The sequence below is a fragment of the Aliarcobacter cibarius genome, from assembly GCF_013372265.1.
GTDB lineage: Bacteria > Campylobacterota > Campylobacteria > Campylobacterales > Arcobacteraceae > Aliarcobacter > Aliarcobacter cibarius.
Genome location: NZ_CP054051.1, coordinates 705,621 through 731,422 on the forward strand (window position 1 = coordinate 705,621; position 25,802 = coordinate 731,422).

Genomic DNA, 25,802 nt, shown 5'->3' on the forward strand with positions numbered 1-25,802 from the left:
ACAATCAATTTGATACAATTTTGAAATAAATATAAGATATAAAGGGAAAAGATGAAAAAAAGTTTAATTATTACGGCTGCAACAATTTTATTATTTGCTGGATGTACAGAAGAGAAAAAAGAAACAAAAGTAGAAGCTGCAAAACAAGAAGTTGTTCAAACTAATCAGCCTAAAGTTGAAGAAGCTAAAGTACAAGAAGTAAAAGCTGAATTAAAAGTTGTTGAAACAAAAACTGAAGGAAAAAAAGTTGAAGAAGCTAAATCTGAAGTAGTTGTAGCATCGAATGATGGAGAAACTTTATTTAAAACATGTACATCATGTCATGGAACAAAAGGTGAAAAAGAAGCTTTAGGAAAATCACAAGTAATTGCTGGTTGGGATAAAGATAGAGTAGTAAAAGCATTGAATGGTTATAAAGATGGAACTTATGGAGGAGTTATGAAAGGTATTATGAAACCACATGTAGAAACAAAAACTCCAGAGCAAATAGAGATATTAGCTAATTACATATCTAAGCTATAAATTATAATTTCAAATAGAACTTTATTGTTCTATTTGAGTCAAAGCCCTAATCTAAAGTAATTTTTTCCTTCAAAAATAGCGATAAAACAAACTTCCAAAATTTAAGCGGTATTTAAGCGTATAGCTCTTGACAACTAAGAAAAATCCTATTATAATTCCCGTCCAATTTGACCAAGAGTGGTTAAGTTAAGATCTTTAAAAAATCAAGTAAGTTTGTAAAGATAATAATCTTTGTAAACCGAATATGTTAATCTTAAATATTCAATACAAAAAAATAATGAACAAGAAGTCAAATTCTTGTCTATAAATTTGAGTGATAATTTTGTAATTTAGTAATAAAAAACAAAAATGTCAGTTTCATACACTACATAATGATTAATTAGATTAATCAATAATTTATGGAGAGTTTGATCCTGGCTCAGAGTGAACGCTGGCGGCGTGCTTAACACATGCAAGTCGAACGAGAACGGGTTATAGCTTGCTATAATTGTCAGCTAAGTGGCGCACGGGTGAGTAATGTATAGGTAATATGCCTCTTACTAAGGGATAACAATTGGAAACGGTTGCTAATACCTTATACTCCTTATTAACTTAAGTTAATAAGGGAAAGATTTATTGGTAAGAGATTAGCCTGTATTGTATCAGTTAGTTGGTGGGGTAATGGCCTACCAAGACTATGACGCATAACTGGTTTGAGAGGATGATCAGTCACACTGGAACTGAGACACGGTCCAGACTCCTACGGGAGGCAGCAGTGGGGAATATTGCACAATGGACGAAAGTCTGATGCAGCAACGCCGCGTGGAGGATGACACATTTCGGTGCGTAAACTCCTTTTATATAAGAAGATAATGACGGTATTATATGAATAAGCACCGGCTAACTCCGTGCCAGCAGCCGCGGTAATACGGGGGGTGCAAGCGTTACTCGGAATCACTGGGCGTAAAGAGCATGTAGGCGGATTAATAAGTTTGAAGTGAAATCCTATAGCTTAACTATAGAACTGCTTTGAAAACTGTTAGTCTAGAATGTGGGAGAGGTAGATGGAATTTCTGGTGTAGGGGTAAAATCCGTAGAGATCAGAAGGAATACCGATTGCGAAGGCGATCTACTGGAACATTATTGACGCTGAGATGCGAAAGCGTGGGGAGCAAACAGGATTAGATACCCTGGTAGTCCACGCCCTAAACGATGTACACTAGTTGTTGTGAGACTTGATCTTGCAGTAATGCAGTTAACACATTAAGTGTACCGCCTGGGGAGTACGGTCGCAAGATTAAAACTCAAAGGAATAGACGGGGACCCGCACAAGCGGTGGAGCATGTGGTTTAATTCGACGATACACGAAGAACCTTACCTGGACTTGACATAGTAAGAACTTTCTAGAGATAGATTGGTGTCTGCTTGCAGAAACTTATATACAGGTGCTGCACGGCTGTCGTCAGCTCGTGTCGTGAGATGTTGGGTTAAGTCCCGCAACGAGCGCAACCCTCGTCCTTAGTTGCTAACAGTTCGGCTGAGAACTCTAAGGAGACTGCCTACGCAAGTAGGAGGAAGGTGAGGACGACGTCAAGTCATCATGGCCCTTACGTCCAGGGCTACACACGTGCTACAATGGGATATACAATGAGCCGCAATACGGTGACGTGGAGCAAATCTTATAAAATATCTCCCAGTTCGGATTGTAGTCTGCAACTCGACTACATGAAGTTGGAATCGCTAGTAATCGTAGATCAGCTATGCTACGGTGAATACGTTCCCGGGTCTTGTACTCACCGCCCGTCACACCATGGGAGTTGAACTCATTCGAAGCGGGGATGCTAAAGTAGCTACCTTCCACAGTGGATTCAGCGACTGGGGTGAAGTCGTAACAAGGTAACCGTAGGAGAACCTGCGGTTGGATCACCTCCTTTCAGAGAAATAAGTTAAGATTTGTTTCTTAACTATTCAGAAGAACAAAGAAGATTTAAGATAATATGTTCGGTTTATAAAGATTATTTGAAAAAATAGGTGAAGGGGCCTATAGCTCAGCTGGCTAGAGCGCTCGACTGATAATCGTGAGGTCTCAGGTTCAAGTCCTGATAGGCCCACCATAAATAATCTGGGGAATTAGCTCAGCTGGGAGAGCGCCTGCTTTGCACGCAGGAGGTCAGCGGTTCGATCCCGCTATTCTCCACCATCTATTAAACTTAAGAGTGTAAGAGCTTTTAAAGTTTTAATATAAGTTTTATAATATGATTATAAGATTTATATTAGAACTTAATAAAATAGGTTTCTAAATGATATTTAAAAATATAATGTTAAAGTCTTTAAAATTTTTTCGTAAATTTGAATAGCGATATTTAAATTTAAATAAAAAAATTTCATATCTAAAAAATTTAATAGAGATATTAAATATAACTATAGATAACACAACTATATTATTGAACAATATGTTTAATAAGATAGTAGCCAAAGAATATTATCAAATTTAGAAGTTTTAGTTAAACTAGAATTTTTAGGCAAGAAAAAAGGAACCTGAATAAAATCGTAAGATTTTTTTAGGCTCCGTTTATAAGCTATTAAGGGCTAATGGTGGATGCCTTGACTGTAAGAGGCGATGAAAGACGTATTAGGCTGCGATAAGCCTCGGGGAGCTGCCAAAGAGCTTTGATCCGGGGATTTCTGAATGGGGCAACCCAATATAATGAGAATTATATTACCCTACGGGGAGCGAACCTGGTGAAGTGAAACATCTCAGTAGCCAGAGGAAGAGAAATCAATTGAGATTCCGTCAGTAGCGGCGAGCGAACGCGGATTAGGACAAACCCAATGCTTGCATTGGGGGTTGTAGGACTATAATGTGTAGTTAAAGAGAATAGATGAATTAGTTGGAAAGCTAGAGCATAGAAGGTGATACTCCTGTAATTAAAATTCTCAATAACGCTAATAGTATCCTGAGTAGGTCGGAACACGTGATATTTTGACTGAAGCTGGGGGGACCACCCTCCAATCCTAAATACTACTTACAGATCGATAGTGAACAAGTACCGTGAGGGAAAGGTGAAAAGTACTGCAGCGAGCAGAGTGAAATAGAACCTGAAACCATTAGCTTACAATCATTCAGAGCCCTATGATTTATCAGGGTGATGGACTGCCTTTTGCATAATGAGCCTGCGAGTTGTGGTGTCTGGCAAGGTTAAGCCAAGTGCGAAGCCGTAGCGAAAGCGAGTCTTAATAGGGCGACATAGTCAGATGCTGCAGACCCGAAACGAAGTGATCTATCCATGAGCAGGTTGAAGCTGGTGTAAGAGCCAGTGGAGGACCGAACCCGCTGACGTTGAAAAGTCTTGGGATGACTTGTGGATAGGGGTGAAAGGCCAATCAAACTTCGTGATAGCTGGTTCTCTCCGAAATATATTTAGGTATAGCCTTGTGTTGTAGCATATAGGGGTAGAGCACTGAATGGGCTAGGGCTGCTTACCGCGGTACCAAACCCTATCAAACTATGAATACTATATGTGGAATCACAGGAGTCAGGCGGTGGGTGATAAAATCCGTCGTCAAGAGGGGAACAACCCAGACTAACAGCTAAGGTCCCTAAGTTACATCTAAGTGGAAAACGATGTGGAGTTACTGTGACAACCAGGAGGTTGGCTTAGAAGCAGCCATCCTTTAAAGAAAGCGTAACAGCTCACTGGTCTAGTGATTCTGCGCGGAAAATATAACGGGGCTAAGATGTACACCGAAGCTTTAGATTCAATTTTTAATTGAGTGGTAGGAGAGCGTTCTATTCAGCGTTGAAGGTATACCGGTAAGGAGTGCTGGAGCGGATAGAAGTGAGCATGCAGGCATGAGTAGCGTTAAAACAGGTGAGAATCCTGTTCGCCGAAAACCCAAGGTTTCCTACGCGATGCTCGTCATCGTAGGGTTAGTCGGGTCCTAAGTCGAGTCCGAAAGGGGTAGACGATGGCAAATTGGTTAATATTCCAATACCAACATATAAGCGCGATGTGGGGACGCATAGAGTTAATCGAGGTCACGGATGGAAGTGTGGCTCGAAGGATGTAGGTTGTTAAGTAGGCAAATCCGCTTAACGTTAGACCGAGATCTTACAGGCTCTTGACACTCTTCGGAGGAGATGGAGAATCGATGATACTGTCGTGCCAAGAAAAGCCACTAAGTATATTATATGTTGCCCGTACCGTAAACCGACACAGGTGGGTGGGATGAGTATTCTAAGGCGCGTGGAAGAACCCTCTTTAAGGAACTCTGCAAACTAGCACCGTATCTTCGGTATAAGGTGTGCCTACTTTGGTATATGGACTTGCTCCAAAAAGCTAAAGAGGTTGCAACAAAGAGTCCCTCCCGACTGTTTACCAAAAACACAGCACTTTGCTAACACGTAAGTGGATGTATAAGGTGTGACGCCTGCCCGGTGCTCGAAGGTTAATTGATGATGTCAGCGCAAGCGAAGCATTTGATCGAAGCCCGAGTAAACGGCGGCCGTAACTATAACGGTCCTAAGGTAGCGAAATTCCTTGTCAGTTAAATACTGACCTGCATGAATGGCGTAACGAGATGGGAGCTGTCTCAAAGAGGGATCCAGTGAAATTGTAGTGGAGGTGAAAATTCCTCCTACCCGCGGAAAGACGGAAAGACCCCGTGCACCTTTACTACAGCTTGACACTGTAGCTTGGATATTCATGTGCAGGATAGGTGGGAGGCTATGATGACTAGACGCCAGTAGAGTCGGAGCCATCCTTGAGATACCACCCTTGAATATTTGAGTTACTAACTGCGATGAGTTAACCTCATTCAGGACAATGTCTGGTGGGTAGTTTGACTGGGGCGGTCGCCTCCTAAATAGTAACGGAGGCTTACAAAGGTTAGTTCAGATGGGTTGGAAATCCATCGTTGAGTATAATGGCATAAACTAGCTTGACTGTGAGACCAACAAGTCGAACAGAGACGAAAGTCGGTCATAGTGATCCGGTGGTTCTGCGTGGAAGGGCCATCGCTCAAAGGATAAAAGGTACGCCGGGGATAACAGGCTGATCTCCCCCAAGAGCTCACATCGACGGGGAGGTTTGGCACCTCGATGTCGGCTCATCGCATCCTGGGGCTGTAGTCGGTCCCAAGGGTATGGCTGTTCGCCATTTAAAGCGGTACGCGAGCTGGGTTCAGAACGTCGTGAGACAGTTCGGTCCCTATCTTCCGTGGGCGTAGGAAAGTTGAAGAGATTTGTCCCTAGTACGAGAGGACCGGGATGAACCAACCACTGGTGTACCAATTGTTCTGCCAAGAGCATCGTTGGGTAGCCACGTTGGGATGTGATAAGAGCTGAAAGCATCTAAGCTCGAAGCCAACTCTAAGATGAACTTTCCCTGAAGTTCCCAGCAAGACTAGCTGGTTGATAGGCTGGATGTGTAATGGGTGTAAGCCCTTTAGCTGACCAGTACTAATAGAACGTTTGGCTTATTTTAAACAATTTTCTTTGGTTTACTATCTTATTAAGCATATTTATTATGTTTAATTAGTGTTTATTAATATAGATACAAATATGAAATACAAGGCTGTTACCTTGAAAAAACTTTAGTTTTTTTAAGAAGCCAAAAGACTTTAACATTAGATTCTCAAAATCACAATTTGAGTGTTAAGAGTTTATTCAAGCTTTTAACACTCGAATTTGCTGGTGGTTAAAGAGAAGTGGAAATACCCAGTCCCATTCCGAACCTGGTAGTCAAGCACTTCATCGCCGATAATACTGCAGGGTCCCCTTGTGGAAACGTAGGTCGCTGCCAGCTCTTTGAGTTTTTATTTACACAAAAGCTTACCTTTTTACATCTTCACGGTGTAAAGTGGTAAGCTTTTTTTTTATCTAATATTTATTTATCCCTATGCATCTTACTTCGCACCTAAATATCTCTTTTTTTTATCTTATTACTTTCCTTTATTTCACTTTTTTATTACTCTATATACAAGATTGTCTTTATATCACTTGTTTCTGTTTGTTATGTATCAATGTTATACATAAATATTAGTTTCAATCAGGTCAACTATATACTACATATATCTATATTCATATTATTACTATATATTTTTTAATCTATGAAGTTATGTGCATATATCGGAATACTTGAACAGTGTTTCCAGAATTACTTGAACACTTTTTGTAAGAATATTTTCTGAGTTTTAATTATAACACAAAGTGTTCAAGTGTTATAAAAAATCATTCATAATTATCATTAACTTTTTCATATTTTGGTCTTAATGAATCTCCTTTTAAATGAATCCTATGTGATGAGTTTACTATTCTATCAAGTATTGCATCTGCAACAGTATTATTTTGCAAATATCCATACCAATCTTTAACTGGAAGTTGTGAAGTTATAATTGTTGAAGATAATTGATTTCTTGTTTCAATTATTTCAAATAGATTTGTTGCATCATCAACAGATATTGGTGAAATACCAAAGTCATCAAGTATTAGAAGTTTCCGATTTTTGCAGTTATGATTTATTTTAGGAATATATTTTAAAAATGATTACTATTTGATTTTAGTTATACTATCAAATATTTATATTATTTTAATTAGGTATTAGGGCATAAAAAGCCCTAATGTAGTTTTCTACTTTCTCTCTAATATCTCTATAGATATAATCTCATCTGTATAAAAATTAATTTTCTAATTCTTTTAAATTTAATTTATAACATATTTTTATTCCATATAGATAAATTATCCAAGATATATAAATCCATAGAAAAGTAAATAATAAAGTTGCTAATGAACCATATATTGTTGTATATGTTTTATTATATATAACATAATATACAAAAAGATTTTGTGTGATTGTTAGTACCAATAGTGTTAAAAATGATGAAATTAGTATAGCTTTGAAATATAGTTTTTTGTTAATACTTAATTTAAATATAGAAAAAAACATAAACCAAGTAAATAAGAATGTAGATATAAATTTGAAAATATCATTTTCATGTAGTGAATTTGCGTAGGTAATTATGACAAAAATAATTGGAAAAACAATAAAAAGTATTAAATATATAAAAAATGATTTATATATGGCTCTACGCTCAGTATTATGAATTTTGTTTACAATGTAGTCATAATCTTTAAAAAACATTATAAAGACAAAAAGCATATATAAAATACCTATAAAACCTAGTTTATTTGAGTTAGAAATATAATTTCTAAGGCTTTCAACAATTTCTGTTGAGTGTGTTGGATTAAGAAAATCAAATAGAAAATTTGTGAATATTTCTATATAAGAGTTAAATTCTGGAAAGCTAGAAATAATTGCAATTCCAAGAGCTATTATTGGTAAAATTGAGAATATTGTAAAAAAGCTTAGAGAAGCTGCATAGTAAGTAGTATCATCATTAAAAAATGAATCTATACTTACTATAATTTTTTTTAAAATTCCAATTTTAGCATTAGTCAAAATTATAATCCCATTTTAAAAGGATTTAAAATGTTATTAGGGTCAAATGCTTTTTTGATACTTCTAAATAGATTCATCTCTGCTTCAGTAAATGCAATATGCATAAATGGAGCTTTAGATGTTCCAATTCCATGTTCACCACTTAAAGTACCACCTAAATCTACAACATATTGGAAAATTTCTTCAATAGCCTTGTGTCCATCTTCCATCTCTTTTTCATTTGTTTTATCTTTTACCATAACATTAACATGGATATTTCCATCTCCTGCATGACCAAAGCATGGAACTTGGAAACCATATTTTTCACCAATTTTATAAATTCCATCAAGTGCAACAGGTAGTTTACTTCTTGGAACAGATATATCTTCATTTAATTTTTTTGTTCCATAAATCATAGTTGCAGGGCTAGCATTTCTTCTAGCGAACCAAAGTTTTTTACCTTCATCTTCATCTTTTGCAACTATAAAATCAATAGAACCATTTGCAGCAAAAGATTCTTTTAGAGTTTTTAGTTGAGAATCAATTTCTGCTTGGCTACTTGCATCAACATCACCAACTAAAATTCCACCAGCATTTTCTGGTAGGCTAACATGAGGAAATTTTTGTCTTAATGCTTTAATTACAAGAGAATCTAAAAATTCCATAGCAACAGGATTCGCACCAGCAGCAAGAGATTTAAATACTGCAGTCATTGCACTATCAACGCTTGGGAAAACTCCCATATATGTTTGTTTGAATTTTGGTTTTGGAATTAATTTTAAAGTGATTTCTGTAATAACTGCTAAAGTTCCTTCACTTGCTATTAAAATACCAGCTGTGTTGTAACCTGCAACGTCCTTTATAGTTTTTTTACCTGCAACTATTATGTCTCCATTTGGTAAAACAGCTCTTAGGGCCATAACATAATCTTTTGTAATACCATATTTTGCAGCTCTCATACCACCAGCATTTTCACTTACGTTTCCACCAAGTGTTGAATACTCTTCACTTGCTGGATCTGGTGGATAAAATAAACCTACTGCTTCAACAGCTTTTTGAAATTCCATATTTACAAGACCAGGTTGAACAACTCCAACCATATTTTCCATATCAATTTCAAGTAGTTTATTCATGTGTCTTTCAAGAGAAAGAATAATTCCACCATTTGCTGGCAATGCACCACCTGTAAATCCAGAACCAGCACCACGAGGTACAATAATTATTTTATGTTCATTACAATATTTTAAAATATCACTAATATCTTGTTCATGTCTTGGAAATACAACTGCATCTGGCTCGAATCTCGTTCTTGTTGCATCGTAACAAAAAGCTATTAGGTGAGCTTTATCACTTTTTATATTTTCTTCACCAACTATTGAAGTTATATAATCTAAATGTTTTTTATCAATCATTATTTTATTCCTAAAATCTTTTTATAGTAATCATTATAAGTTAATTTTTCATCACCAAATATAAATGCAATTTGGTAAAAAGGACTTTCTATATCTTCAACTCTTGTATAGAAAGGAATTTGTTGTTCTTTTTGATCAAATGTAAATCTGTAAGAATCTAAAATTGTAAATGTTTTTGAGTCAACTACAAAAATCTTTCCATCTAATACAAAAAATACTGTTCCTAAATTTTGTTCCATTGCAAATTGTTGAATATCTTCTTTTGTCGGATAAGGTCTATTGTTGTATTTTAATTTAGCTGCAAATATATCTGAATGAATAAAATTATTCTCTTTAAATTCATTTCTAACTGCTTGAAAACTATCGAAGTTTGGAGCAATTAATAAAGATGAATTATACATATAATTTAAAACTAAAACATCATTTATAGATACATTTCTATTTGTGATTGGAAGAGCATCTTGTTTTAAGTCATCAAAACTGAAAAATTCAACTACAGAAGAGTTTGGGTTTGAGCTAATAACTTTTGCATTTGCAACAATAGATCTTTTATCATTGTCATAAATATGAACAACAATTCCTGTTTGACCAACAATTAAATTTCCAACATTGATTGTACTTTTATTGTTTTCTAAATTCATTATTTTTGTACCAATAGGTCTTACAGAAAATTCAGCTTTTTCATTTACAGAATTAATTTTTGGAGCGGCCTTCAAACTATCTATTTTATAAAAATAGTATGAATAATTTAATTTTCCATCAACTGTTTTAATTTGAATATCTAAAACATTCCATCCATCTTTTTTCATATCATTAACTGATAGCTGATTTTTACAAACTATACCATTTAAAGGAGTTGTTTCTATTTCAGAAGGTGATGTAACACCATTTTTATAACAAATTGTCTCTTGTGCAAATAGATTATTTGCAAATAGAGAAATAGCACCAACTAGTAAAACCTTATTTAAAAACTTTCTCATTATTTTTCCTTTGATTGTAACTCTTCTAATTTTTCTCTTACTTCATCAACATGTAAAATTTCTACTTTTTCACCTTTTACAGTTTTTGTTTTTCTTACATTTACTTTATCCCAAATATAAGCAATTTCTCCTTTTGGATTAATAATAAAAGTAGTCCTAACAACTCCCATAAATTCTTTACCCATAAACTTTTTTAGTTGCCAAACACCGAAATCTTGACACATTTGTTTATTTGTATCTGCTAAAAGTGTGATTCCTAAATCATATTTTTCAATAAATTTTCTATGTTTTTCACTATCATCAGGACTTACACCAATAATCGTTGCATTTAAATTGTCAAATAAAAATTGATTACTTGTGAAATCACAAGCTTCTGTTGTACAACCTGGTGTCATGTCTTTAGGGTAAAAATATAGAACTATCCAATTACCGACAATATCTCTTAAACATATCTCTGTATCATCTTGATTAAAGGCACAAAAACTTGGAGCCATATCACCTATTTTTAACATCTCTCTCCTTTATTTAATTGCTATAAATGTAGCAAAATTAACCCACTTGAAAATCATTTCACAGTGTGAAAATCCAGCATCTTTTATCATTTTGTTATTTTCATCTTCTGTATAAGGAATTAGTACATTTTCTAAAGCTTCTCTTTTCTGAGATATCTCGAATTCACTATAACCTTGCGCTTTTTTAAAACTATAGTATTCATCTATAAGCTGTTTATTTAAAATACTATTTTGAGAAACAAGTTTTTCACTAAATATAAAAACTCCACCCTCTGTTAAACCATCATAAATTTTTTTTACTAATTTTTCTCTTTGAAGTGGTCTTATAAATTGTAAAGTATAGTTAGAAAATATAACTTTTGCATCTTTTAAATCAACATCAAAAATGTCATTACAAATAAATTTTATATCTACTCCAAAAGCTTTTGATTTATTATTAGCTCTCTCTAGCATAGCTTTTGAGTTATCGATACCAATTAACTTTAAATCTTTGTTACAATTTTTTGATAATTCAATTAAAGTTGTAGCTGTTGAGCAACCTAAATCATAAACTCTTGAGCCATTTTCTAAAAAATTGTTTGCAAAAACTATACTGAGTCTTTGCATCTCTTTATAAAAAGGAACAGAGCGATCTAGCATATCGTCAAATACGCTAGCAACCTCTTCATCAAATTCAAATTGTTTGGAAATAGTTTTATTAAATACTTTATCTGTCATTCTTTATTTTATCTAAAAATTAATAAAAGTATTTTTTTGCATAGTTTATATCTTCTAATATTTGATTCTTTAGCTCAATAAAATCATTAAATTTTTTATTATCTCTTATTTTTTCTATAAATTTAATAGATATATTAATATTTTCAAAATGAATATCTTTATTTAAAATATGAGTTTCAATTGCAAAAGAGTTATCTGTTGTTTTTCTATTACCAATAAAAGTTACTGAATTGTGTTCAATATTATCAATGTAAGTTTTTGTTATATATACACCATCTTTTGGAAGTAAAAAATCATCTATTCTTAAATTTATGGTTGGTACAAAATCACTTTTTCCTAAACCTTGTCCTTTTATAGCTACTCCATAAATTTTATACTCTTTGCCTAAAAATTTATTTGCTTTTTGTATATCTCCATCTTTTATAAATTCTCTTATATGTCTTGAATGAATTGGATAATTGTCAAATTTTATTTCTGAAATAACTACAACTTCTCCATCAAAAATTTTTTTAAGTTCATCTATACAGTATTTTCTATTTTTTCCGAAACAAAAATCAAATCCAATAACTATTTTTTTCAAAGATGTGAACTCTTCTTTTAATAGTTTAACAAACTCTATTCCTTCTAATTTTTTAATATTTTCCAAAACATAATAATAGATTGGATAATTTGTATATTCTTGTCTATAACTTTTTGGAGTAAGGTTTGCATAACCTGTTTCAATACATACAATAGCACCATTTTTACCTAAATTTTTAAATAATTCCTGATGAGCAATATGCATTCCATCAAAACCACCTATTGCTATTGTATCAATTGTGTTTTTATTTACTAAAGTAGAAGAACTCTTCATAATTTCCATCTTTCCCTTGAAGCTTACTAATATTATTTTTTTCTAATTTCCACTTTAATTCTAAAGTTTTTGCTAAAAAGTTACTTCTTGCTTTTTCTATTGCATCTTTGTCTTTTACAACACCTTTTTTATCTCTTTTTACATTTATACCAACTTCAAATTGTGGTTTAAACAAAATTATTAATTTTTTAAAATCTAAAGAGTCTATTGAATTAATAATATTTAAAATAGAGATAAATGAAACATCACATGTTACAATATCGAAGCAGATTTCACTTTTGAAATCTCTAATGTCACAATTTTCAAAAAATTCAATTCTCTCATCATTTTTTATTCTTTCGTGAAGTTGATTTGAACCAACATCTACACAAATTACCTTTTTTATCTGGTGCTCGAGCAAAATTTGAGTGAAACCGCCAGTACTTGAACCAATATCAAGTGCTATTTTATCTTGTAAATCAATTTTAATTTCATCTAAGAAATATTTTAATTTATAAGCTGCTCTTGATACATAAAAATCCTCTTCAAGTAGTTCTATATTCATATTTTCTTCAACTATAAATGAAGCTTTTGATATAATCTTGTTATCTACTTTTACTTTTGAGGCTTTTATTAATTCATTTGCTTTATTTCTACTTTGAATGTTAAAGTTTTTTGTAAGGTATAAATCTAATCTCATGGGAGGAATTATATTTGAAATTTGTTCAAAAAGAGTTTAGTGCTGTTTTAGAAGAAAAAAAATCAAAATTTATATCTTATTTAGTTCCATATAATGATTTTTTAAAAACTATGCAAAGACTAAAAGAAGAACATCCAAAAGCTGTACATCATGTTTATGCGTATCGATATTTAAATGAATTTGAGCAAATTGTAGAAAATTCAAGTGATGATGGTGAACCTAAAGGAACTAGTGGTAAACCATCCTTAGCTGTTTTAGCTGGTGCTGAAATTATTAATAGTGCTGTAATAATTGTTCGTTATTTTGGAGGCATAAAGCTTGGAACAGGAGGTTTAGTAAAAACTTATTCAAATAGTGTAAATGAGGTCATTAAAATTGCTGAATTTATAACTTACAAAAAGTTAGATAGTTATATTTTAGAGTGTGAATATAGTAGTTTATCTCAGTTAGAATATCTTTTAAAAGAACAAAAAATAGAAATTTCGAATAAAGAATTTTCTATAAATATTAAATTAGAAATAAAAGCATCTATAGAAGAATTTGAAACTTTAAAATCTTTACTTTCAAGGGATATTAAGATATTATAATAATTTTAAAAATTATTAATAAGATCTTTTATGAAAACAATTACTTTTATACTTTTATCCCTTGTTTTAGTGTCAACTCTTTTTTCAAAAGAACTAATAGATATAAATTTTGAAAATTTAAAATTAAATGAGTTTGTGGTGATTGTTTCAAAAGTTTTAGATAAAAATATTCTTATAAATGAGCCACTTGATGGAACAATAAATTTTTCTTCAAATAAAAAGTTATCAAAAGATGAATTATTTAACTCAACTTTCGCAGATAAAACCTAACTGTTTTTTAGTGTAAAGCCTGAGCATTAGGATAATCTGTTCCAAATCTTTATTTCTCTTGACAATTTCTTGGACTTGAACTAGTTGTTCTAATATTTTTATAAATAGTTCCATCGAAATTGCAAGTGTTTCTAGTTGACATTCTAAATCTCTAAAAAGTTCTCCTAATGTTTGTGGTTCATTATTGATACGATTTATATAGCTTGTAAGATTATAAGATAAAAATGATAGAGTGATTCTAGTGCGTATAACAGATTATTTGAACAGTGTTTCAAGAAATACTTGAACACTTTTGATAATAATATTTTCTGAACTTTAATTATAACACATAGTGTTCAAGTGTTATAAAAAATTACTCATAATTCTCATTTATTTTTTCATATTTTGGTCTTAAGGAGTCACCTTTTAAATCTATTCTATGTGATGATTTTTGATAATATCAATCCTCAATAAATTTTAATAAATTATCATATAATTTTAAGGAGCTTATGATAGAAGATTTTTCTAAATTTGAATCCATAATTTTACTACAATCTGCACAAAGAGTTAAAATATTTTCAAAATTATATCCTCCACCTTCTTTCACTGGACGTACAAAGGATGTATATACTTCATTTAAACTTTCTAAGTTTTGACCACATCTTTTACAAGATTTATTATCCCTTACGTATGCAAACTCTTTTCTTTGAAGCCAATCATTAGGATATGATGAAGAAAGAGGATTATCTATGTATGTGGCCCATAGTTTTTCTTTAGGGATTATTTTTTGAGTTTTTTTAGTAAAATTGAAGTTATAAAATTGAGAAACAATATCTTGAATTACTAAAGTTTCTTTAATTTTCTCATTTTTCTCATTTTTTACTAGTTCAACAATACTGTAATTTATACCAATATTTGGATGAACTCTTTTCATATAAATTTCTATATTTTTTATAAAAAAATCAAATTTAGTATTTTTTTTTTCAAAAACATTTAATAGTTTTACTGTAAAAAATATTAAAGCTATTACAACTAAAAAAAGAAATACGTACAATAAGATTTGCATCTAAATAATCCTTGGATTTATTTTGTGATTTTTAAAACTTTTTTTGGCTTTATCAAAATCTCCAGATGCCAACATTTGTAATTCACTTATATGAATTATTGGAAGAGGAATTTCTCTATTTGATATTCTTTCTATTTCTTTTAATTTGTTATTAAAAATAAAAAAATCATCATTATTAAAAACTACTAAAAAATCGGCTCCTTCATCAAAAGCACTTAGTAAGATCTGAGAAGCTACAAAATATGTTAATTTTGGATTTATAAAAAAACTCTTTATTGCTAAATCTAAATTTTCTAAATTTATAAAATTTGCTTCAAATTTTTCTAAAAATGTATCAAATTTACTATCTTTATTATAAAGGGTAATATTAAAATTCTTAAAACTATTTTTTAAATTAAAATCTATTTGAATATCTTCAAATTTTATGGTTTTTTCATTAAAATCTTTTAAAAAATTTAACTCTTCTTGAATGGATTTTATATTGTCTTCTATATTTGTATCAAAATTTAGAACTCTATTCTTTAGATTTGTATGAAAAGATGCACCATATTTTTGTTCTTTTAAAATTTTTAAAATATCACTTCTTTTATCAGAATTTTCATCTATAAGTTTTGAAGCCAAAAGGAGTAAAGCATCTCCAATATATTTTTCTTTATAGCTTAAAGTATTTGAAGCATAATAATATATTTTTTGATTGTTATAAAATGTGTTATCTTCAGAACTACAAAATCTTTCTAATATTTCAAATTTTGAATAAAAATCATCTTCATTTATTAGAAAATCTTTATACGCTCTTTTTATAGATATTGGTTCTATTATCAAATCTTTTCCAAATATTTTTATGATATCTTCTAATGCAGTTAAACCAAATAAAAACTTTTTATTTACTACAAAAATAGAATCTTTTGAGTCTAAAAAAGAGAATTCTTCATTTTCATGAATTCTCTTTAAAATATCTAGAAGATTTTTTTCATCTTTTAGAGTTAAAAAGTGTTTTGTATAGTATGGAAGATAGTCACTATCTTTATCAAATCTAAATAAAGATATTTCTAATTTCATCAATTTTCTTTTAATCTTTTAACATCAGCTCCAATATTTAGAAGCTTTCCTTCTAAATCTTCATATCCTCTATCTAGATGGTAAATTCTATGAATATTTGTCTCTCCAGAAGCTACTAAAGCTGCAAGAACAAGAGCAGAAGAAGCTCTTAAATCTGTTGCCATAACATCAGTTCCAGTTAATGAACCTTTTTTCCCATTAATTGTTGCAATATTTCCATTTAACTGAATATCAGCACCCATTCTTAAAAGTTCACTAACATGCATGAATCTATTTTCAAAAAGTCTTTCATCTATTGTGCTAGTTCCTTCAGCTTGAGTTGCAAGTGCCATAAATTGAGCTTGCATATCTGTTGGAAATCCAGGATATTCTGTTGTTATAATATTTACAGGTAAAATTTTCGATGTTGGAAATATTGTAAGTTCATCTTCTTTTACATCAATTTCAAAATTCATCTCTTCAAGTTTTGATGTAACAGCTTCAAGATGAGCAGGAACAATATTTTTAATAGTTAGTTTTTGGTTTGTAATTGCTGCAGCACACATGTAAGTTCCTGCTTCAATTCTATCAGGAATTACACTAAATGATTTAATATCAAGTAGTTTTCCACCAGTTCCTTCTATTATAATTTTAGATGTACCAATTCCATCTATTTTTACTCCAGCACTTGCAATAACTTCACAAAGTTGAACAATTTCTGGCTCTTTTGCTGCATTAATAATTGTCGTTATTCCAGAAGCTAAAGCAGCTGCCATAACTGTATTTTCAGTTCCTCCAACAGTTACTTTATCAAATACTATTTTTGCACCTTTTAGTCCATTTGGAGCAGTTGCTTTTATATATCCTTGTAAAATTTCTATTTTTGCACCCATTGCTTCCATTGCTTTTAGGTGTAAATCAACAGGTCTTTGTCCTATTGCACAACCTCCTGGAAGTGATACTTCACAATGTCCAAATCTAGCAAGAAGAGGGCCAAGTACTAAAATAGAAGCTCTCATCGTTTTTACAATATCATAAGTTGCTGTTGTATTATCTATTGTTTTAGTATCAATTGTTGCACTATTTTTATCTTTAGTGAAACTACCACCAAGCATTTTTATAAGTTTTAGAAAAGTGTTTATATCAGCTACATTTGGAAGATTATTAATTGTAGTCTCATTCTTTGCCAAAATAGTACAAGCTATTAAAGGAAGAGCTGCATTTTTTGCTCCAGAGATAGATATTTCACCGCTTAATTTTTTGTTTCCAACAATTCTTAAATAATCCATAAATTTCCTAAATAATATTTTAAAATAGTTTTTATAATACCTAAAAATTGCTTTATTTTATCAATCTTACTATACTATTTTCTTTTTTAAAAGGAGTGTATTTGGAAGAAAATGTAAACAAAGGTATAAAATATATGCTTATTGCTTCATTTTTATTTGCGCTTATGGGAGTTGCAGCTAAAGAGTTAAGTAATACTTTAAGTTCAATAGAAGTTGTATTTTTTAGGAATGTTTTTGGTGTATTATTTATTTTATTTTCTATTTATAAGTCACCTCTTAAACAGTTAGGTGGTAAATTTTGGCTTCTTGTTTTTAGAGGAACAGCTGGATTTATAGCTTTGCTTTTCTTTTTTTATAATATTGCAAATATTCCTTTAGGAGAAGCTATGACTTTTTCTAAAACTTCTACAATATTTACGGCTCTTTTAGCGTATTTTTTTCTAAAGGAACAAATTGGATTTAAAGGTTGGATTGGAGTATTTATTGGATTTATTGGAATTTTATTTATAACAGAATTTGATGGCTCAAGTTTAGAAAAAACTGATTATTTAGGAATACTTTCAGGTGTTGGAGCAGCTTTGGCCTATACTTCTATTAGAGAACTTAGAAAATATTACGATAGTAGAGCAATTGTTTTATCATTTATGACTGTTGGAACAATTTTACCTTTGATTTTAATGATTATTAGTGAGTTTTATACAAATCCAAATTTAGATTTTATGTTGGGAACTTTTGTGTTACCACAGTCTAAAGATTGGATTTTTATAGTTTTATTAGGAATTTTTTCAACTTATGCTCAAATATTTATGACAAAAGCTTATTCATTTGCAAAAGCTGGAATTATAGGAACAGTATCTTATAGTAATATTGTTTTTTCAATTATTTTAGGTCTTTTTATGGGTGATGCTTTTCCTTCATTTATAATAGTTTTAGGTATAATCTTAATCGTATTTAGTGGAATTTTAGTAAGTAAAAAATAAAGGAAAATATAATATATGTTAACAGTTATGACAGGACCTTGTGTTTTAGAAGATATGGATACAATTTTAAAAATAGCGGAGAAATTGAAGCCGTTAAGTGAAGATAAAAGAGTTGATTTTTATTTTAAAGCTAGTTTTGATAAAGCAAATAGAACAAGTTTAAGCTCTTTTAGAGGACCTGGACTTGATGAGGGATTAAAAATATTTGAGAAAATAAAAAAAGAGTTTGGATATAAAGTAGTAACTGATATTCATGAATCATATCAAGCAGCACCTGCGGGAGAGGTTATGGATATACTTCAAATTCCTGCATTTTTATGTAGACAAACAGATTTACTTGTTGCTGCAGCTGAAACAAAAGCTAAAATAAATATTAAAAAAGGGCAGTTTTTAGCAGCGGATGCTATGAAACATCCTGTTGAAAAAGTTTTAAATACTAGAGGAATAACTGAAGTAAATTATGAAAATAGTGAAAAAGCTGGTGTTTGGCTTTGTGAAAGAGGGAATACTTTTGGATACGGTGCTTTAGTTGTTGATATGAGAAATTTAATACTTTTAAGACAGTACGCACCTGTTATTTTTGATGCAACACATAGTGTTCAAATTCCAAGTACTGGAGGAACAACAGGGGGAAATAGTACTTTTGTTCCTTATATGGCAAGAGCTGCAGCTAGTGTAGGAGTTGATGGATTTTTCTTTGAGACACATATTGACCCAAAAAATGCAAAAAGTGATGGGCCTAATATGCTTCATATTGATGATTTGTATAAAACTATGAATGAAATTTTTGCTATTAAAGAGGCTTTAGGTAACTAATTTTTTAAGATAATTTTGAGTATAATCGATACTTATATAAAAAGATTTGGAGTATAAAATGAGAATAATAGAAGGTGTTTTACGATTAAAAGGACACGAAAAAGTTGCAATAATAAATGGAAGATTTAACCATATTATTACTGATAGATTGGTTGAAGGTGCAAAAGATGCATTTAAAAGACATGGAGGAAATGAAGATAATTTAGATTTAATATTAGTTCCTGGTGCTTTTGAAATACCTTTTGCTCTTGAAAAAGCTCTTGCAAGTAAAAAATATGATGCTGTATGTTGTGTTGGTGCAGTTATAAGAGGAGCAACACCTCATTTTGATTATATAAGTGCAGAAGCAACAAAAGGTATTGCAACAGTGGCTTTAAAGTATGGAAAACCTGTTTCAAATGGTGTTTTAACAACTGATACAATTGAGCAAGCAATTGAAAGAGCTGGTTCAAAAGTAGGGAACAAAGGTGCTGAAGCTATGGTTACAATAATTGAAATGCTAGATTTATATAGCGAAATGGAAAAATAATTTGGCAACAAGAACACAAGCAAGAGAGTCTGTAATTGGACTTCTGTATGCATATGATTTAGGAAATGAAGAAATTGCGAAATTTGTTGATGAGATATTAGAAGAAAAGAAAATTAGAAATAGTCAAAAAGAATTTGCATTAAATTTATTCAATGGAACAATAAAAAACGTTGAAGTAATAGATGAGCAAATTATCGCTTTTATAACACAAGGAACTATTGATGATGTAGGTAGTGTTGAGAAATCTATTTTAAGATTAGCTATTTATGAAATATTGTTTGAAAATTTATCAAAAGCTATTGTAATAAATGAAGCGATAGAATTAGCAAAAAGATTAGCAAGTGATGGTGCTCCAAAATTTATAAATGCAATTTTAGACCAAATAAAAAAGGTATAGATATGAAAAAAGATATGAAGCTTTGTGTATCTTTAGACCTTGAAAGTTCAAGTGAAAATTTAGAACTTGTAGAAAAAATAAAAGATTTTGATGTTTGGTTAAAAGTAGGTTTTAGAACATATTTAAGAGATGGAAAAAAGTTTTTAGAAGATATAAAAAATATAAACCCAAACTTTAAAATTTTTTTAGATTTAAAACTATATGATATTCCAAATACTATGGCTGATGCGGCTGAAGATATATCAAAATTTGGTTTAGTTGATATGTTTAATGTTCATGCAAGTGCAGGAAAATTTGCTATGCAAACTGTAATGAATAGAATCAAAGATATTCCAAATCGACCTTTGGTTCTTGCTGTTACAGCTCTTACTTCTTTTGATAATGATAGTTTTAAAGAGATTTATGGAGAGAATATAGATAAAAAAGCAAGAGAATTTGCAAAAAATACTTTTGAAGCAGGACTTGATGGTGTTGTTTGTTCAGCTTTTGAAAGTTTAGATATAAAAGAAAATACATCTAATGATTTTATAACATTATGTCCTGGTATTCGTCCTTTTGGTGAAGATAGTGGAGATCAAAAAAGAGTTGCTGATATATCTTTTTCAAAAGAAAATTTAGTGAATTTTATAGTTGTAGGAAGACCTATATATAAAAGTGAAAATCCTAGAGCAGTAGTTCAAAAAATTTTAAATAATCTATAAAATAATTAGAATAATTAAGGTAAATTTAAGACATTTCCTCTTATAATTCCCGTCCTGATTTTATGAATTTAAAATTAGAACGGACAGTTGGGTGAGTGGCTGAAACCACCTCCCTGCTAAGGAGACGTACTGGCAACGGTACCGAGGGTTCAAATCCCTCACTGTCCGCCACTGGGTCGTTAGCTCAGCTGGTTAGAGCACTCGGCTCATAACCGAGTGGTCGAAGGTTCGAGTCCTTCACGACCCACCAGCTAAAAAATATTAAGTTTTATTTAATATTTTTTTAGATATTATTTCAATCCTTTTTATTTAAAGGTTTTATGCGGGAGTAGCTCAGTTGGCTAGAGCTTCTGCCTTCCAAGCAGACTGTCGCGAGTTCGAGTCTCGTCTCCCGCTCCACTTTTTAGTGACGTTCTTTTATTTTATCGCGGAATAGAGCAGCTAGGTAGCTCGTCGGGCTCATAACCCGAAGGTCATAGGTTCAAATCCTATTTCCGCAACCAACTTAATTCTTATGTCAAAGTAGCTCAGCTGGCTAGAGCGCTGGTCTCATAAGCCGGAGGTCGAGAGTTCAAGTCTCTCTTTTGACACCATATAAATAAGATAAAAGTGCTGGTGTAGCTCAGTTGGCTAGAGCAGCTGATTTGTAATCAGCAGGTCGGGGGTTCGACTCCCTTCACCAGCTCCACTTTTACTTTAAAATCCTTCTGGGGTATCGCCAAGCGGTAAGGCAACGGTTTTTGGTACCGTCACTCGAAGGTTCGAATCCTTCTACCCCATCCACAAAGTCTTAAATTATTTCCTTTTGTTGATTTTTTAAATTTACTTTATGAATATATTTTTTTGTTTATTATCGCGGAATAGAGCAGCTAGGTAGCTCGTCGGGCTCATAACCCGAAGGTCATAGGTTCAAATCCTATTTCCGCAACCAATTTTAATATTTATCAATTTATAATAAATACAATTAATTCATTTTTGGACTCATTCTTATTCAAAGTTGTAAGATAATATTTTGATTCCATTACTTGAAAATTGAAATTCTTATGTTCCATTTTTAAAATTTAAAAATAATCTTTTTTACGCTAGAATAAATAAGTTTAACAAATAAAAATAATTTATCATTAAAGTGGTTTTATGCCTTCTATAGAGTTAGTTTTACCTGAAAAATTGCTATTTATATTTTCTAATATTTCTTTAATATCTTTTTGTTTTTTTATTAGTTTTATCTTTTCTAAATTATTCAAAAGTTTTTTTGTATTTTTTTTAACTTTATTTCTACTTTTTTCATTTTTTTATGGTGATATTATACTTAAGCATACAGTCAGAACTTACTATATTTTGTTTAAAATGGATAGCAAAATTCTAATTAGTGCTCAAAAAAATTTAAGTGGAAAAATAGATAGTCTAGATATAACTGAAGTTTATTCATACCCTTTGATGAATTCATCAAATTTTAATTTAAAAGATAGGTATAATATCTCAATAACTCACCAAAAATATATTGATAAGTTTATAGATATAGGTACATATTCAACACGTTTTAATAGATATGTTTATGGTATTGAAAGAGTTTACTTAAATGGTAATAGTAAAACTTTAGATGAAAAACCTAGATATGAAATTACGAAAAAGTTTACAACATCATTTTTTGATACAATTTATTCTAAAGAAGAGTTTTTATTTAGAGACAAACTTAATAATATCGTTATAGCAACAGCTTTTAAAATAAATTTTAAGCTAAGTAAGGAGAGTTTTAGAAACAAACATCTTTTCTGGAGTTTAGAAAAGGAAGAGGAGTTTAATCCAAAACCTATTCAAAATTTTGATAATATTTATAAAAAACTATTTATTAATTAAATGAAACTTCCTAATTCATCACCTAGGTATTCATCAATTTTTTTTACTAAATCTTCAAATGATTTTTCACCTTGTCTATTAAATACTACAATTTCTTCACCAAAATTATTTTGAATAAAATGTTCTTTTTTTATAACTTCATTGTATAATTTTTGGAGTTCTTCTTCACTTTCGTCTTTGTTAAATAAAAACCAATTACAAGTAGTATCTTCAACTCTTAATAAACCATAAGTCTTATCTTTATCTATATAATCTTGAATTGTTCCATTTTCAAATCTAGCTCCAACTACCATATCATCTTCGTTTAAAATCATCTCCATATGTCTAACCTTTAATTTTTTGGCAATTATATTTAAACTATTTTTAGTAATCGATTATTTTGCTATAGTTGGTTACAATTCTGAAAAAATAAGGAATAGATATAAAAAAATTTAAGAAAGTTCATATAGAACTTACAAATATTTGTAATTTAAAATGTACCTTTTGTCCACCTAAATTGATGCCAAATAAAATTATGGATTTGGATACTTTTGATAGATTAAATTTTGAGTTAAAAAATTTTACAAATGAGCTAGCATATCATATTGTAGGAGATCCTTTAGTTCTTACAAATTTGGAAGAGTATCTAAATATTAGTTTAAAACATGGATTAAAAGTAAATATTACGACTACAGCAAATAATATAAATGTCAAACACTATAAGGCTTTGTTAAATCCAGCAATTAAGCAAATTAATTTTTCTTTAAATTCCTACAATGCTAATTCACATAAAAAAAGTTTTGAAGAGTATTTAAATCCAATTTTAGATTTTGTAAAGTTTGCACAAGAAAATAAACATGAATATTTTATAAATTTTAGAATTTGGAATTTAGATAATGAAAAAACAGCATTTGATTTTAATAGTAAAACTTTTGATAAATTAAATAGTTTTTTTGATTCAAAATTAAATATTAATGAGATTTATGAGACAAAACCAAAAAATATAAGAGTAGATAGAAAAATATTTATAAATTTTGATGAATATTTCAGTTGGCCAAGTTTGAAAAATGAAGTTGTTAGTTTAAAAGGTTTTTGTTATGGATTGAGTTCACATTTTGGTATTTTAGCAAATGGAACAGTAGTTCCTTGTTGTTTGGATTTAGATGCAAATATAAATCTTGGAAATATACATGAATTTTCAATAGAAAAAATTTTAGAGAGTCCTAAAGCTAAACAAATGATACAGGGATTTAAAAACAATATTTTAATTGAGGAACTTTGTCAAAAATGTGATTATAGAAAAAGATTCGATTTTTAAATATATAAATAGTAGAATAATTGGAATTTAATATAAAGATGTAATATGAATGAAATAGAAATTTTAAAAAGAAGTATAAGAGATTTTTTTAGTTCTTCAATGCTAAAAATTGCATTGGTACCTTTAATTGTTACAATGATAGTTTTATATGCGCTATTTTTTGGTTTTGCTAGTTTTGGAATAGATGCTTTAAAAACAGTTGCTGAAACTTCTCAAAATGGAGGAGAAGTTATAATTGATGAAAATGCACCATTTTATTTTGTTTGGCTCACATACTTGATTGTATTTTTATTTAAATACTCTATTACTTCATGGTTGGCAGGGTTTTTATTGTATACTGTGGGTGTCGTTTTTATATTTCATCTTAGTGTTATTTTAACTTTAATAATAATTGGTTTTTTAACACCTTTTGTTGTAAATTATCTTAAGAAAACACATTATAATAGTTTGAATTTAAAGCCATATGGAACTGTTTTAGGTGCTTTTTGGGTCCTTACTAAGTCATTATTTATAATGATACTTTTATATATATTGTTAGTTCCTTTATACTTTATTCCTTTGGTAAATTTGATAGCTCTTTATTTACCTTTGTATTATTTTTTCCATAAACTTTTAAATTATGATGTATCATCTACAATTTTAAGTAACGAAGAATATAAAATAATTTATTCAAAAAATTCTAACTCATTTAGAATTAGAACATTTTTTCTTTATTTTATATCTACGGTTCCATTTTTTACACTTTTTATAGCAATATTTTACGTAATTTATTTATCTCATGCTTATTTTATGGAACTTGAAAAAATCCAAAAAGTAGAAATTAATACAAATGAAAAAGATAACAATCTTAGACAAATAGATTATAAAGAGAGTTTGTAATTTTGAAAAATATAGAAAATGCAATAATAAAATCAAATATGGAAATATTTGAATATATAAGAAATAATTTAAAAAAAGAGGATTATTTATATACTAATCAGATTGGTTTTGGAGGAGATAATTCTCTTAAAATTGACATTATATTTGAAAATATATTTATAAAAAATCTAAAAGAATTTGGAAATATTTTCAGTGAAGAGTGTGGATTTTTAGATTTTCAAAAAGAATTTACATTTGTAATTGATCCGCTTGATGGAAGTAATAATTTTTTCTCAAATCTTCCATATTATGGAACATCTGTTGGAGTAAAAAAAGGGGAAGAAACAATTGCTGGTTTTGTAGCAAACTTAGCTTCAGGAGTTTTAATTTATAAAATTTTTAATGAAGATATAAAATATTTTTGTTTAAATAGTAAAAAAGAATTAAAACAAAATCTAAATAGTAATTCAAAAGTTGCAGTATTTGAAAGAGGATACAAATATCCTAATATTTGTAAAGTATTAAATGATAAAAATATTAAGTTTAGAATTTTAGGAGCTACAGCTCTAAGTTTAGCAAATGCAAAAGATTATGATTTTGTTTTATTTGCTGGAGATTTAAGAGTTTTTGATTTAGAAGCAGCCTTATTTATAAGTAGTGGTTTATATATTTATAAAGATGAAAATCTTGTTTTTATATCAAAATATAAAGATAAATTTCATTATTTTAAAGAAAATATTAAAGATTTTTGGGTATAACTCCAAAACAATAAATTATACTAGGAAAATATATGGCTTTAATAATTATGGATGAATGTATTGCATGTGACGCTTGTAGAGAGGAGTGTCCTAACTATGCGATAGAAGAGGGAGATCCAATTTATGTAATTGATCCAGATAGATGTACTGAGTGTGTTGGACACTATGAAGAACCGCAGTGTGTTGAGGTTTGTCCAGTAGACTGTATTATTTTAGATCCGGATAATGAAGAGACATTAGAAGAACTAAAATTTAAATATGAACAGTTAATGGAAGAAGAAAACTAA

At 30.2% G+C, this 25,802-nt stretch carries 25 protein-coding genes, 10 tRNA genes and 3 rRNA genes; 26 read left to right on the forward strand and 12 right to left on the reverse strand.

What is annotated here, in order from left to right; translation table 11 throughout:
• The first annotated feature begins 51 nt into the window (after positions 1–51).
• The 6 genes from ACBT_RS03385 (at position 52) to rrf (ending at position 6,308) form a co-directional block, all read left to right on the forward strand.
• Complete coding sequence (locus ACBT_RS03385) at positions 52–522, forward strand: c-type cytochrome (protein ID WP_024775478.1); 471 nt, start codon at positions 52–54, stop codon at positions 520–522.
• 395 nt (positions 523–917) lie between these two features.
• Positions 918–2,435 (forward strand): 16S ribosomal RNA (locus ACBT_RS03390).
• 103 nt (positions 2,436–2,538) lie between these two features.
• Positions 2,539–2,615 (forward strand) — tRNA-Ile (locus ACBT_RS03395).
• Between the two features lie 10 nt (positions 2,616–2,625).
• Positions 2,626–2,701, forward strand: a tRNA-Ala gene (locus ACBT_RS03400).
• A gap of 372 nt (positions 2,702–3,073) precedes the next feature.
• A 23S ribosomal RNA gene (locus tag ACBT_RS03405) occupies positions 3,074–5,987 on the forward strand.
• A 205-nt stretch (positions 5,988–6,192) separates the two neighbouring features.
• A 5S ribosomal RNA gene (rrf, locus tag ACBT_RS03410) occupies positions 6,193–6,308 on the forward strand.
• Together the 16S, 23S and 5S rRNA genes with 2 tRNA genes alongside form the textbook arrangement of a ribosomal RNA operon.
• A gap of 425 nt (positions 6,309–6,733) precedes the next feature.
• Here the strand turns inward: rrf and ACBT_RS03415 are convergent.
• From ACBT_RS03415 to tlyA, 8 genes are all read right to left on the reverse strand, one after another.
• Complete coding sequence (locus ACBT_RS03415; RefSeq protein ID WP_323126733.1) at positions 6,734–7,033, reverse strand: ATP-binding protein; 300 nt, start codon at positions 7,031–7,033, stop codon at positions 6,734–6,736.
• A 148-nt stretch (positions 7,034–7,181) separates the two neighbouring features.
• On the reverse strand, positions 7,182–7,961 hold the full coding sequence (locus ACBT_RS03420) for a YihY/virulence factor BrkB family protein (protein WP_024775477.1): 780 nt from the start codon (positions 7,959–7,961) through the stop codon (positions 7,182–7,184).
• Positions 7,962–7,963: 2 nt separating this feature from the next.
• Complete coding sequence (locus tag ACBT_RS03425; protein WP_024775476.1) at positions 7,964–9,352, reverse strand: FAD-binding oxidoreductase; 1,389 nt, start codon at positions 9,350–9,352, stop codon at positions 7,964–7,966.
• On the reverse strand, positions 9,352–10,332 hold the full coding sequence (locus tag ACBT_RS03430; protein ID WP_024775475.1) for a plasminogen-binding N-terminal domain-containing protein: 981 nt from the start codon (positions 10,330–10,332) through the stop codon (positions 9,352–9,354). The genes ACBT_RS03425 and ACBT_RS03430 overlap by 1 nt, the downstream gene beginning before the upstream one ends.
• On the reverse strand, positions 10,332–10,844 hold the full coding sequence (gene bcp, locus ACBT_RS03435) for a thioredoxin-dependent thiol peroxidase (protein WP_024775474.1): 513 nt from the start codon (positions 10,842–10,844) through the stop codon (positions 10,332–10,334). Before bcp ends, ACBT_RS03430 begins: the two co-directional genes overlap by 1 nt.
• A gap of 9 nt (positions 10,845–10,853) precedes the next feature.
• On the reverse strand, positions 10,854–11,561 hold the full coding sequence (gene cmoA, locus ACBT_RS03440) for a carboxy-S-adenosyl-L-methionine synthase CmoA (protein WP_024775473.1): 708 nt from the start codon (positions 11,559–11,561) through the stop codon (positions 10,854–10,856).
• 19 nt (positions 11,562–11,580) lie between these two features.
• On the reverse strand, positions 11,581–12,423 hold the full coding sequence (locus tag ACBT_RS03445; protein WP_228130310.1) for a bifunctional riboflavin kinase/FAD synthetase: 843 nt from the start codon (positions 12,421–12,423) through the stop codon (positions 11,581–11,583).
• Positions 12,386–13,093 (reverse strand): 23S rRNA (cytidine-2'-O)-methyltransferase TlyA, encoded by a 708-nt coding sequence (gene tlyA, locus ACBT_RS03450; protein WP_024775471.1) that lies wholly within the window; start codon positions 13,091–13,093, stop codon positions 12,386–12,388. Before tlyA ends, ACBT_RS03445 begins: the two co-directional genes overlap by 38 nt.
• Positions 13,094–13,107: 14 nt before the next feature.
• On the opposite strand from tlyA, the gene ACBT_RS03455 reads away from it, so the two are divergent.
• Both ACBT_RS03455 and ACBT_RS03460 read left to right on the forward strand, forming a co-directional pair.
• On the forward strand, positions 13,108–13,680 hold the full coding sequence (locus ACBT_RS03455; protein WP_024775470.1) for a YigZ family protein: 573 nt from the start codon (positions 13,108–13,110) through the stop codon (positions 13,678–13,680).
• Positions 13,681–13,710: 30 nt separating this feature from the next.
• Complete coding sequence (locus ACBT_RS03460) at positions 13,711–13,950, forward strand: hypothetical protein (RefSeq protein WP_024775469.1); 240 nt, start codon at positions 13,711–13,713, stop codon at positions 13,948–13,950.
• Between the two features lie 439 nt (positions 13,951–14,389).
• Here ACBT_RS03460 and ACBT_RS03465 read toward each other — a convergent pair whose 3' ends face one another.
• From ACBT_RS03465 to murA, 3 genes are read right to left on the reverse strand one after another with little or no spacing between them, the layout of a single operon-like run.
• Positions 14,390–14,995: an HNH endonuclease gene (locus ACBT_RS03465; RefSeq protein WP_024775468.1), complete on the reverse strand. Its 606-nt coding sequence runs from the start codon at positions 14,993–14,995 to the stop codon at positions 14,390–14,392.
• Complete coding sequence (locus tag ACBT_RS03470) at positions 14,996–16,054, reverse strand: HdrB C-terminal domain-containing protein (RefSeq protein WP_024775467.1); 1,059 nt, start codon at positions 16,052–16,054, stop codon at positions 14,996–14,998.
• Positions 16,054–17,322, reverse strand: a complete 1,269-nt coding sequence (murA, locus tag ACBT_RS03475) for a UDP-N-acetylglucosamine 1-carboxyvinyltransferase (protein ID WP_024775466.1) — start codon at positions 17,320–17,322, stop codon at positions 16,054–16,056. Before murA ends, ACBT_RS03470 begins: the two co-directional genes overlap by 1 nt.
• 101 nt (positions 17,323–17,423) lie before the next feature.
• On the opposite strand from murA, the gene ACBT_RS03480 reads away from it, so the two are divergent.
• The 14 genes from ACBT_RS03480 to ACBT_RS03545 all read left to right on the forward strand — a co-directional run bounded on the left by ACBT_RS03480 (position 17,424) and on the right by ACBT_RS03545 (position 22,602).
• Positions 17,424–18,302 (forward strand): DMT family transporter, encoded by an 879-nt coding sequence (locus ACBT_RS03480; RefSeq protein ID WP_024775465.1) that lies wholly within the window; start codon positions 17,424–17,426, stop codon positions 18,300–18,302.
• Between the two features lie 15 nt (positions 18,303–18,317).
• Entirely contained in the window at positions 18,318–19,118 is an 801-nt protein-coding gene (gene kdsA / locus ACBT_RS03485; RefSeq protein ID WP_024775464.1) for a 3-deoxy-8-phosphooctulonate synthase, read from the forward strand.
• A gap of 58 nt (positions 19,119–19,176) precedes the next feature.
• Positions 19,177–19,647, forward strand: coding sequence for a 6,7-dimethyl-8-ribityllumazine synthase (gene ribH, locus ACBT_RS03490; RefSeq protein ID WP_024775463.1), 471 nt, complete (start codon positions 19,177–19,179; stop codon positions 19,645–19,647).
• Position 19,648: 1 nt separating this feature from the next.
• A complete protein-coding gene (gene nusB / locus ACBT_RS03495; RefSeq protein WP_024775462.1) occupies positions 19,649–20,044 on the forward strand; it encodes a transcription antitermination factor NusB in 396 nt (131 codons plus the stop codon).
• 2 nt (positions 20,045–20,046) lie between these two features.
• Entirely contained in the window at positions 20,047–20,745 is a 699-nt protein-coding gene (gene pyrF, locus ACBT_RS03500) for an orotidine-5'-phosphate decarboxylase (protein WP_084031354.1), read from the forward strand.
• Between the two features lie 81 nt (positions 20,746–20,826).
• Positions 20,827–20,916: transfer RNA gene (locus ACBT_RS03505), tRNA-Ser, on the forward strand.
• Positions 20,917–20,918: 2 nt separating this feature from the next.
• Positions 20,919–20,995 (forward strand) — tRNA-Ile (locus ACBT_RS03510).
• A gap of 72 nt (positions 20,996–21,067) precedes the next feature.
• Positions 21,068–21,144, forward strand: a tRNA-Gly gene (locus ACBT_RS03515).
• A 27-nt stretch (positions 21,145–21,171) separates the two neighbouring features.
• Positions 21,172–21,248, forward strand: a tRNA-Met gene (locus ACBT_RS03520).
• 13 nt (positions 21,249–21,261) lie between these two features.
• A tRNA-Met gene (locus ACBT_RS03525) sits at positions 21,262–21,338 on the forward strand.
• A gap of 18 nt (positions 21,339–21,356) precedes the next feature.
• Positions 21,357–21,433 (forward strand) — tRNA-Thr (locus ACBT_RS03530).
• A 20-nt stretch (positions 21,434–21,453) separates the two neighbouring features.
• Positions 21,454–21,528, forward strand: a tRNA-Gln gene (locus ACBT_RS03535).
• A 71-nt stretch (positions 21,529–21,599) separates the two neighbouring features.
• Positions 21,600–21,676: transfer RNA gene (locus tag ACBT_RS03540), tRNA-Met, on the forward strand.
• Between the two features lie 416 nt (positions 21,677–22,092).
• Complete coding sequence (locus tag ACBT_RS03545; protein ID WP_157833405.1) at positions 22,093–22,602, forward strand: hypothetical protein; 510 nt, start codon at positions 22,093–22,095, stop codon at positions 22,600–22,602.
• Here ACBT_RS03545 and ACBT_RS03550 read toward each other — a convergent pair.
• A complete protein-coding gene (locus tag ACBT_RS03550; RefSeq protein WP_024775459.1) occupies positions 22,599–22,922 on the reverse strand; it encodes a hypothetical protein in 324 nt (107 codons plus the stop codon). The two genes, ACBT_RS03545 and ACBT_RS03550, sit on opposite strands and share 4 nt — an antisense overlap.
• 125 nt (positions 22,923–23,047) lie before the next feature.
• On the opposite strand from ACBT_RS03550, the gene ACBT_RS03555 reads away from it, so the two are divergent.
• From ACBT_RS03555 to ACBT_RS03570, 4 genes are read left to right on the forward strand one after another with little or no spacing between them, the layout of a single operon-like run.
• Positions 23,048–23,899 carry a radical SAM/SPASM domain-containing protein gene (locus ACBT_RS03555; RefSeq protein WP_266095959.1) on the forward strand — a complete coding sequence of 284 codons (852 nt, stop codon included), beginning with the start codon at positions 23,048–23,050 and terminating at the stop codon, positions 23,897–23,899.
• Between the two features lie 45 nt (positions 23,900–23,944).
• The gene (locus ACBT_RS03560) at positions 23,945–24,778 is read left to right on the forward strand and encodes an EI24 domain-containing protein (RefSeq protein WP_024775457.1); all 834 of its coding nucleotides are present in this window, start codon (positions 23,945–23,947) and stop codon (positions 24,776–24,778) included.
• Positions 24,779–24,780: 2 nt separating this feature from the next.
• Positions 24,781–25,515: an inositol monophosphatase family protein gene (locus ACBT_RS03565; protein ID WP_024775456.1), complete on the forward strand. Its 735-nt coding sequence runs from the start codon at positions 24,781–24,783 to the stop codon at positions 25,513–25,515.
• Between the two features lie 32 nt (positions 25,516–25,547).
• Positions 25,548–25,802: a YfhL family 4Fe-4S dicluster ferredoxin gene (locus ACBT_RS03570; protein ID WP_024775455.1), complete on the forward strand. Its 255-nt coding sequence runs from the start codon at positions 25,548–25,550 to the stop codon at positions 25,800–25,802.

Bases quoted from the DNA above. Each gene is read 5' to 3' on its own strand.
- ACBT_RS03470 (WP_024775467.1), bottom strand. From the start codon at position 16,054: ATGAAATTAGAAATATCTTTATTTAGATTTGATAAAGATAGTGACTAT.
- ACBT_RS03430 (WP_024775475.1), bottom strand. From the start codon at position 10,332: ATGAGAAAGTTTTTAAATAAGGTTTTACTAGTTGGTGCTATTTCTCTA.
- ACBT_RS03425 (WP_024775476.1), bottom strand. From the start codon at position 9,352: ATGATTGATAAAAAACATTTAGATTATATAACTTCAATAGTTGGTGAA.
- ACBT_RS03385 (WP_024775478.1), top strand. From the start codon at position 52: ATGAAAAAAAGTTTAATTATTACGGCTGCAACAATTTTATTATTTGCT.
- murA (WP_024775466.1), bottom strand. From the start codon at position 17,322: ATGGATTATTTAAGAATTGTTGGAAACAAAAAATTAAGCGGTGAAATA.
- ACBT_RS03460 (WP_024775469.1), top strand. From the start codon at position 13,711: ATGAAAACAATTACTTTTATACTTTTATCCCTTGTTTTAGTGTCAACT.
- ACBT_RS03465 (WP_024775468.1), bottom strand. From the start codon at position 14,995: ATGCAAATCTTATTGTACGTATTTCTTTTTTTAGTTGTAATAGCTTTA.
- pyrF (WP_084031354.1), top strand. From the start codon at position 20,047: ATGAAAAAAGATATGAAGCTTTGTGTATCTTTAGACCTTGAAAGTTCA.
- ACBT_RS03445 (WP_228130310.1), bottom strand. From the start codon at position 12,423: ATGGAAATTATGAAGAGTTCTTCTACTTTAGTAAATAAAAACACAATT.
- bcp (WP_024775474.1), bottom strand. From the start codon at position 10,844: ATGTTAAAAATAGGTGATATGGCTCCAAGTTTTTGTGCCTTTAATCAA.
- ACBT_RS03560 (WP_024775457.1), top strand. From the start codon at position 23,945: ATGAATGAAATAGAAATTTTAAAAAGAAGTATAAGAGATTTTTTTAGT.
- ribH (WP_024775463.1), top strand. From the start codon at position 19,177: ATGAGAATAATAGAAGGTGTTTTACGATTAAAAGGACACGAAAAAGTT.
- ACBT_RS03550 (WP_024775459.1), bottom strand. From the start codon at position 22,922: ATGGAGATGATTTTAAACGAAGATGATATGGTAGTTGGAGCTAGATTT.
- kdsA (WP_024775464.1), top strand. From the start codon at position 18,318: ATGTTAACAGTTATGACAGGACCTTGTGTTTTAGAAGATATGGATACA.
- ACBT_RS03545 (WP_157833405.1), top strand. From the start codon at position 22,093: ATGGATAGCAAAATTCTAATTAGTGCTCAAAAAAATTTAAGTGGAAAA.
- tlyA (WP_024775471.1), bottom strand. From the start codon at position 13,093: ATGAGATTAGATTTATACCTTACAAAAAACTTTAACATTCAAAGTAGA.
- ACBT_RS03570 (WP_024775455.1), top strand. From the start codon at position 25,548: ATGGCTTTAATAATTATGGATGAATGTATTGCATGTGACGCTTGTAGA.
- cmoA (WP_024775473.1), bottom strand. From the start codon at position 11,561: ATGACAGATAAAGTATTTAATAAAACTATTTCCAAACAATTTGAATTT.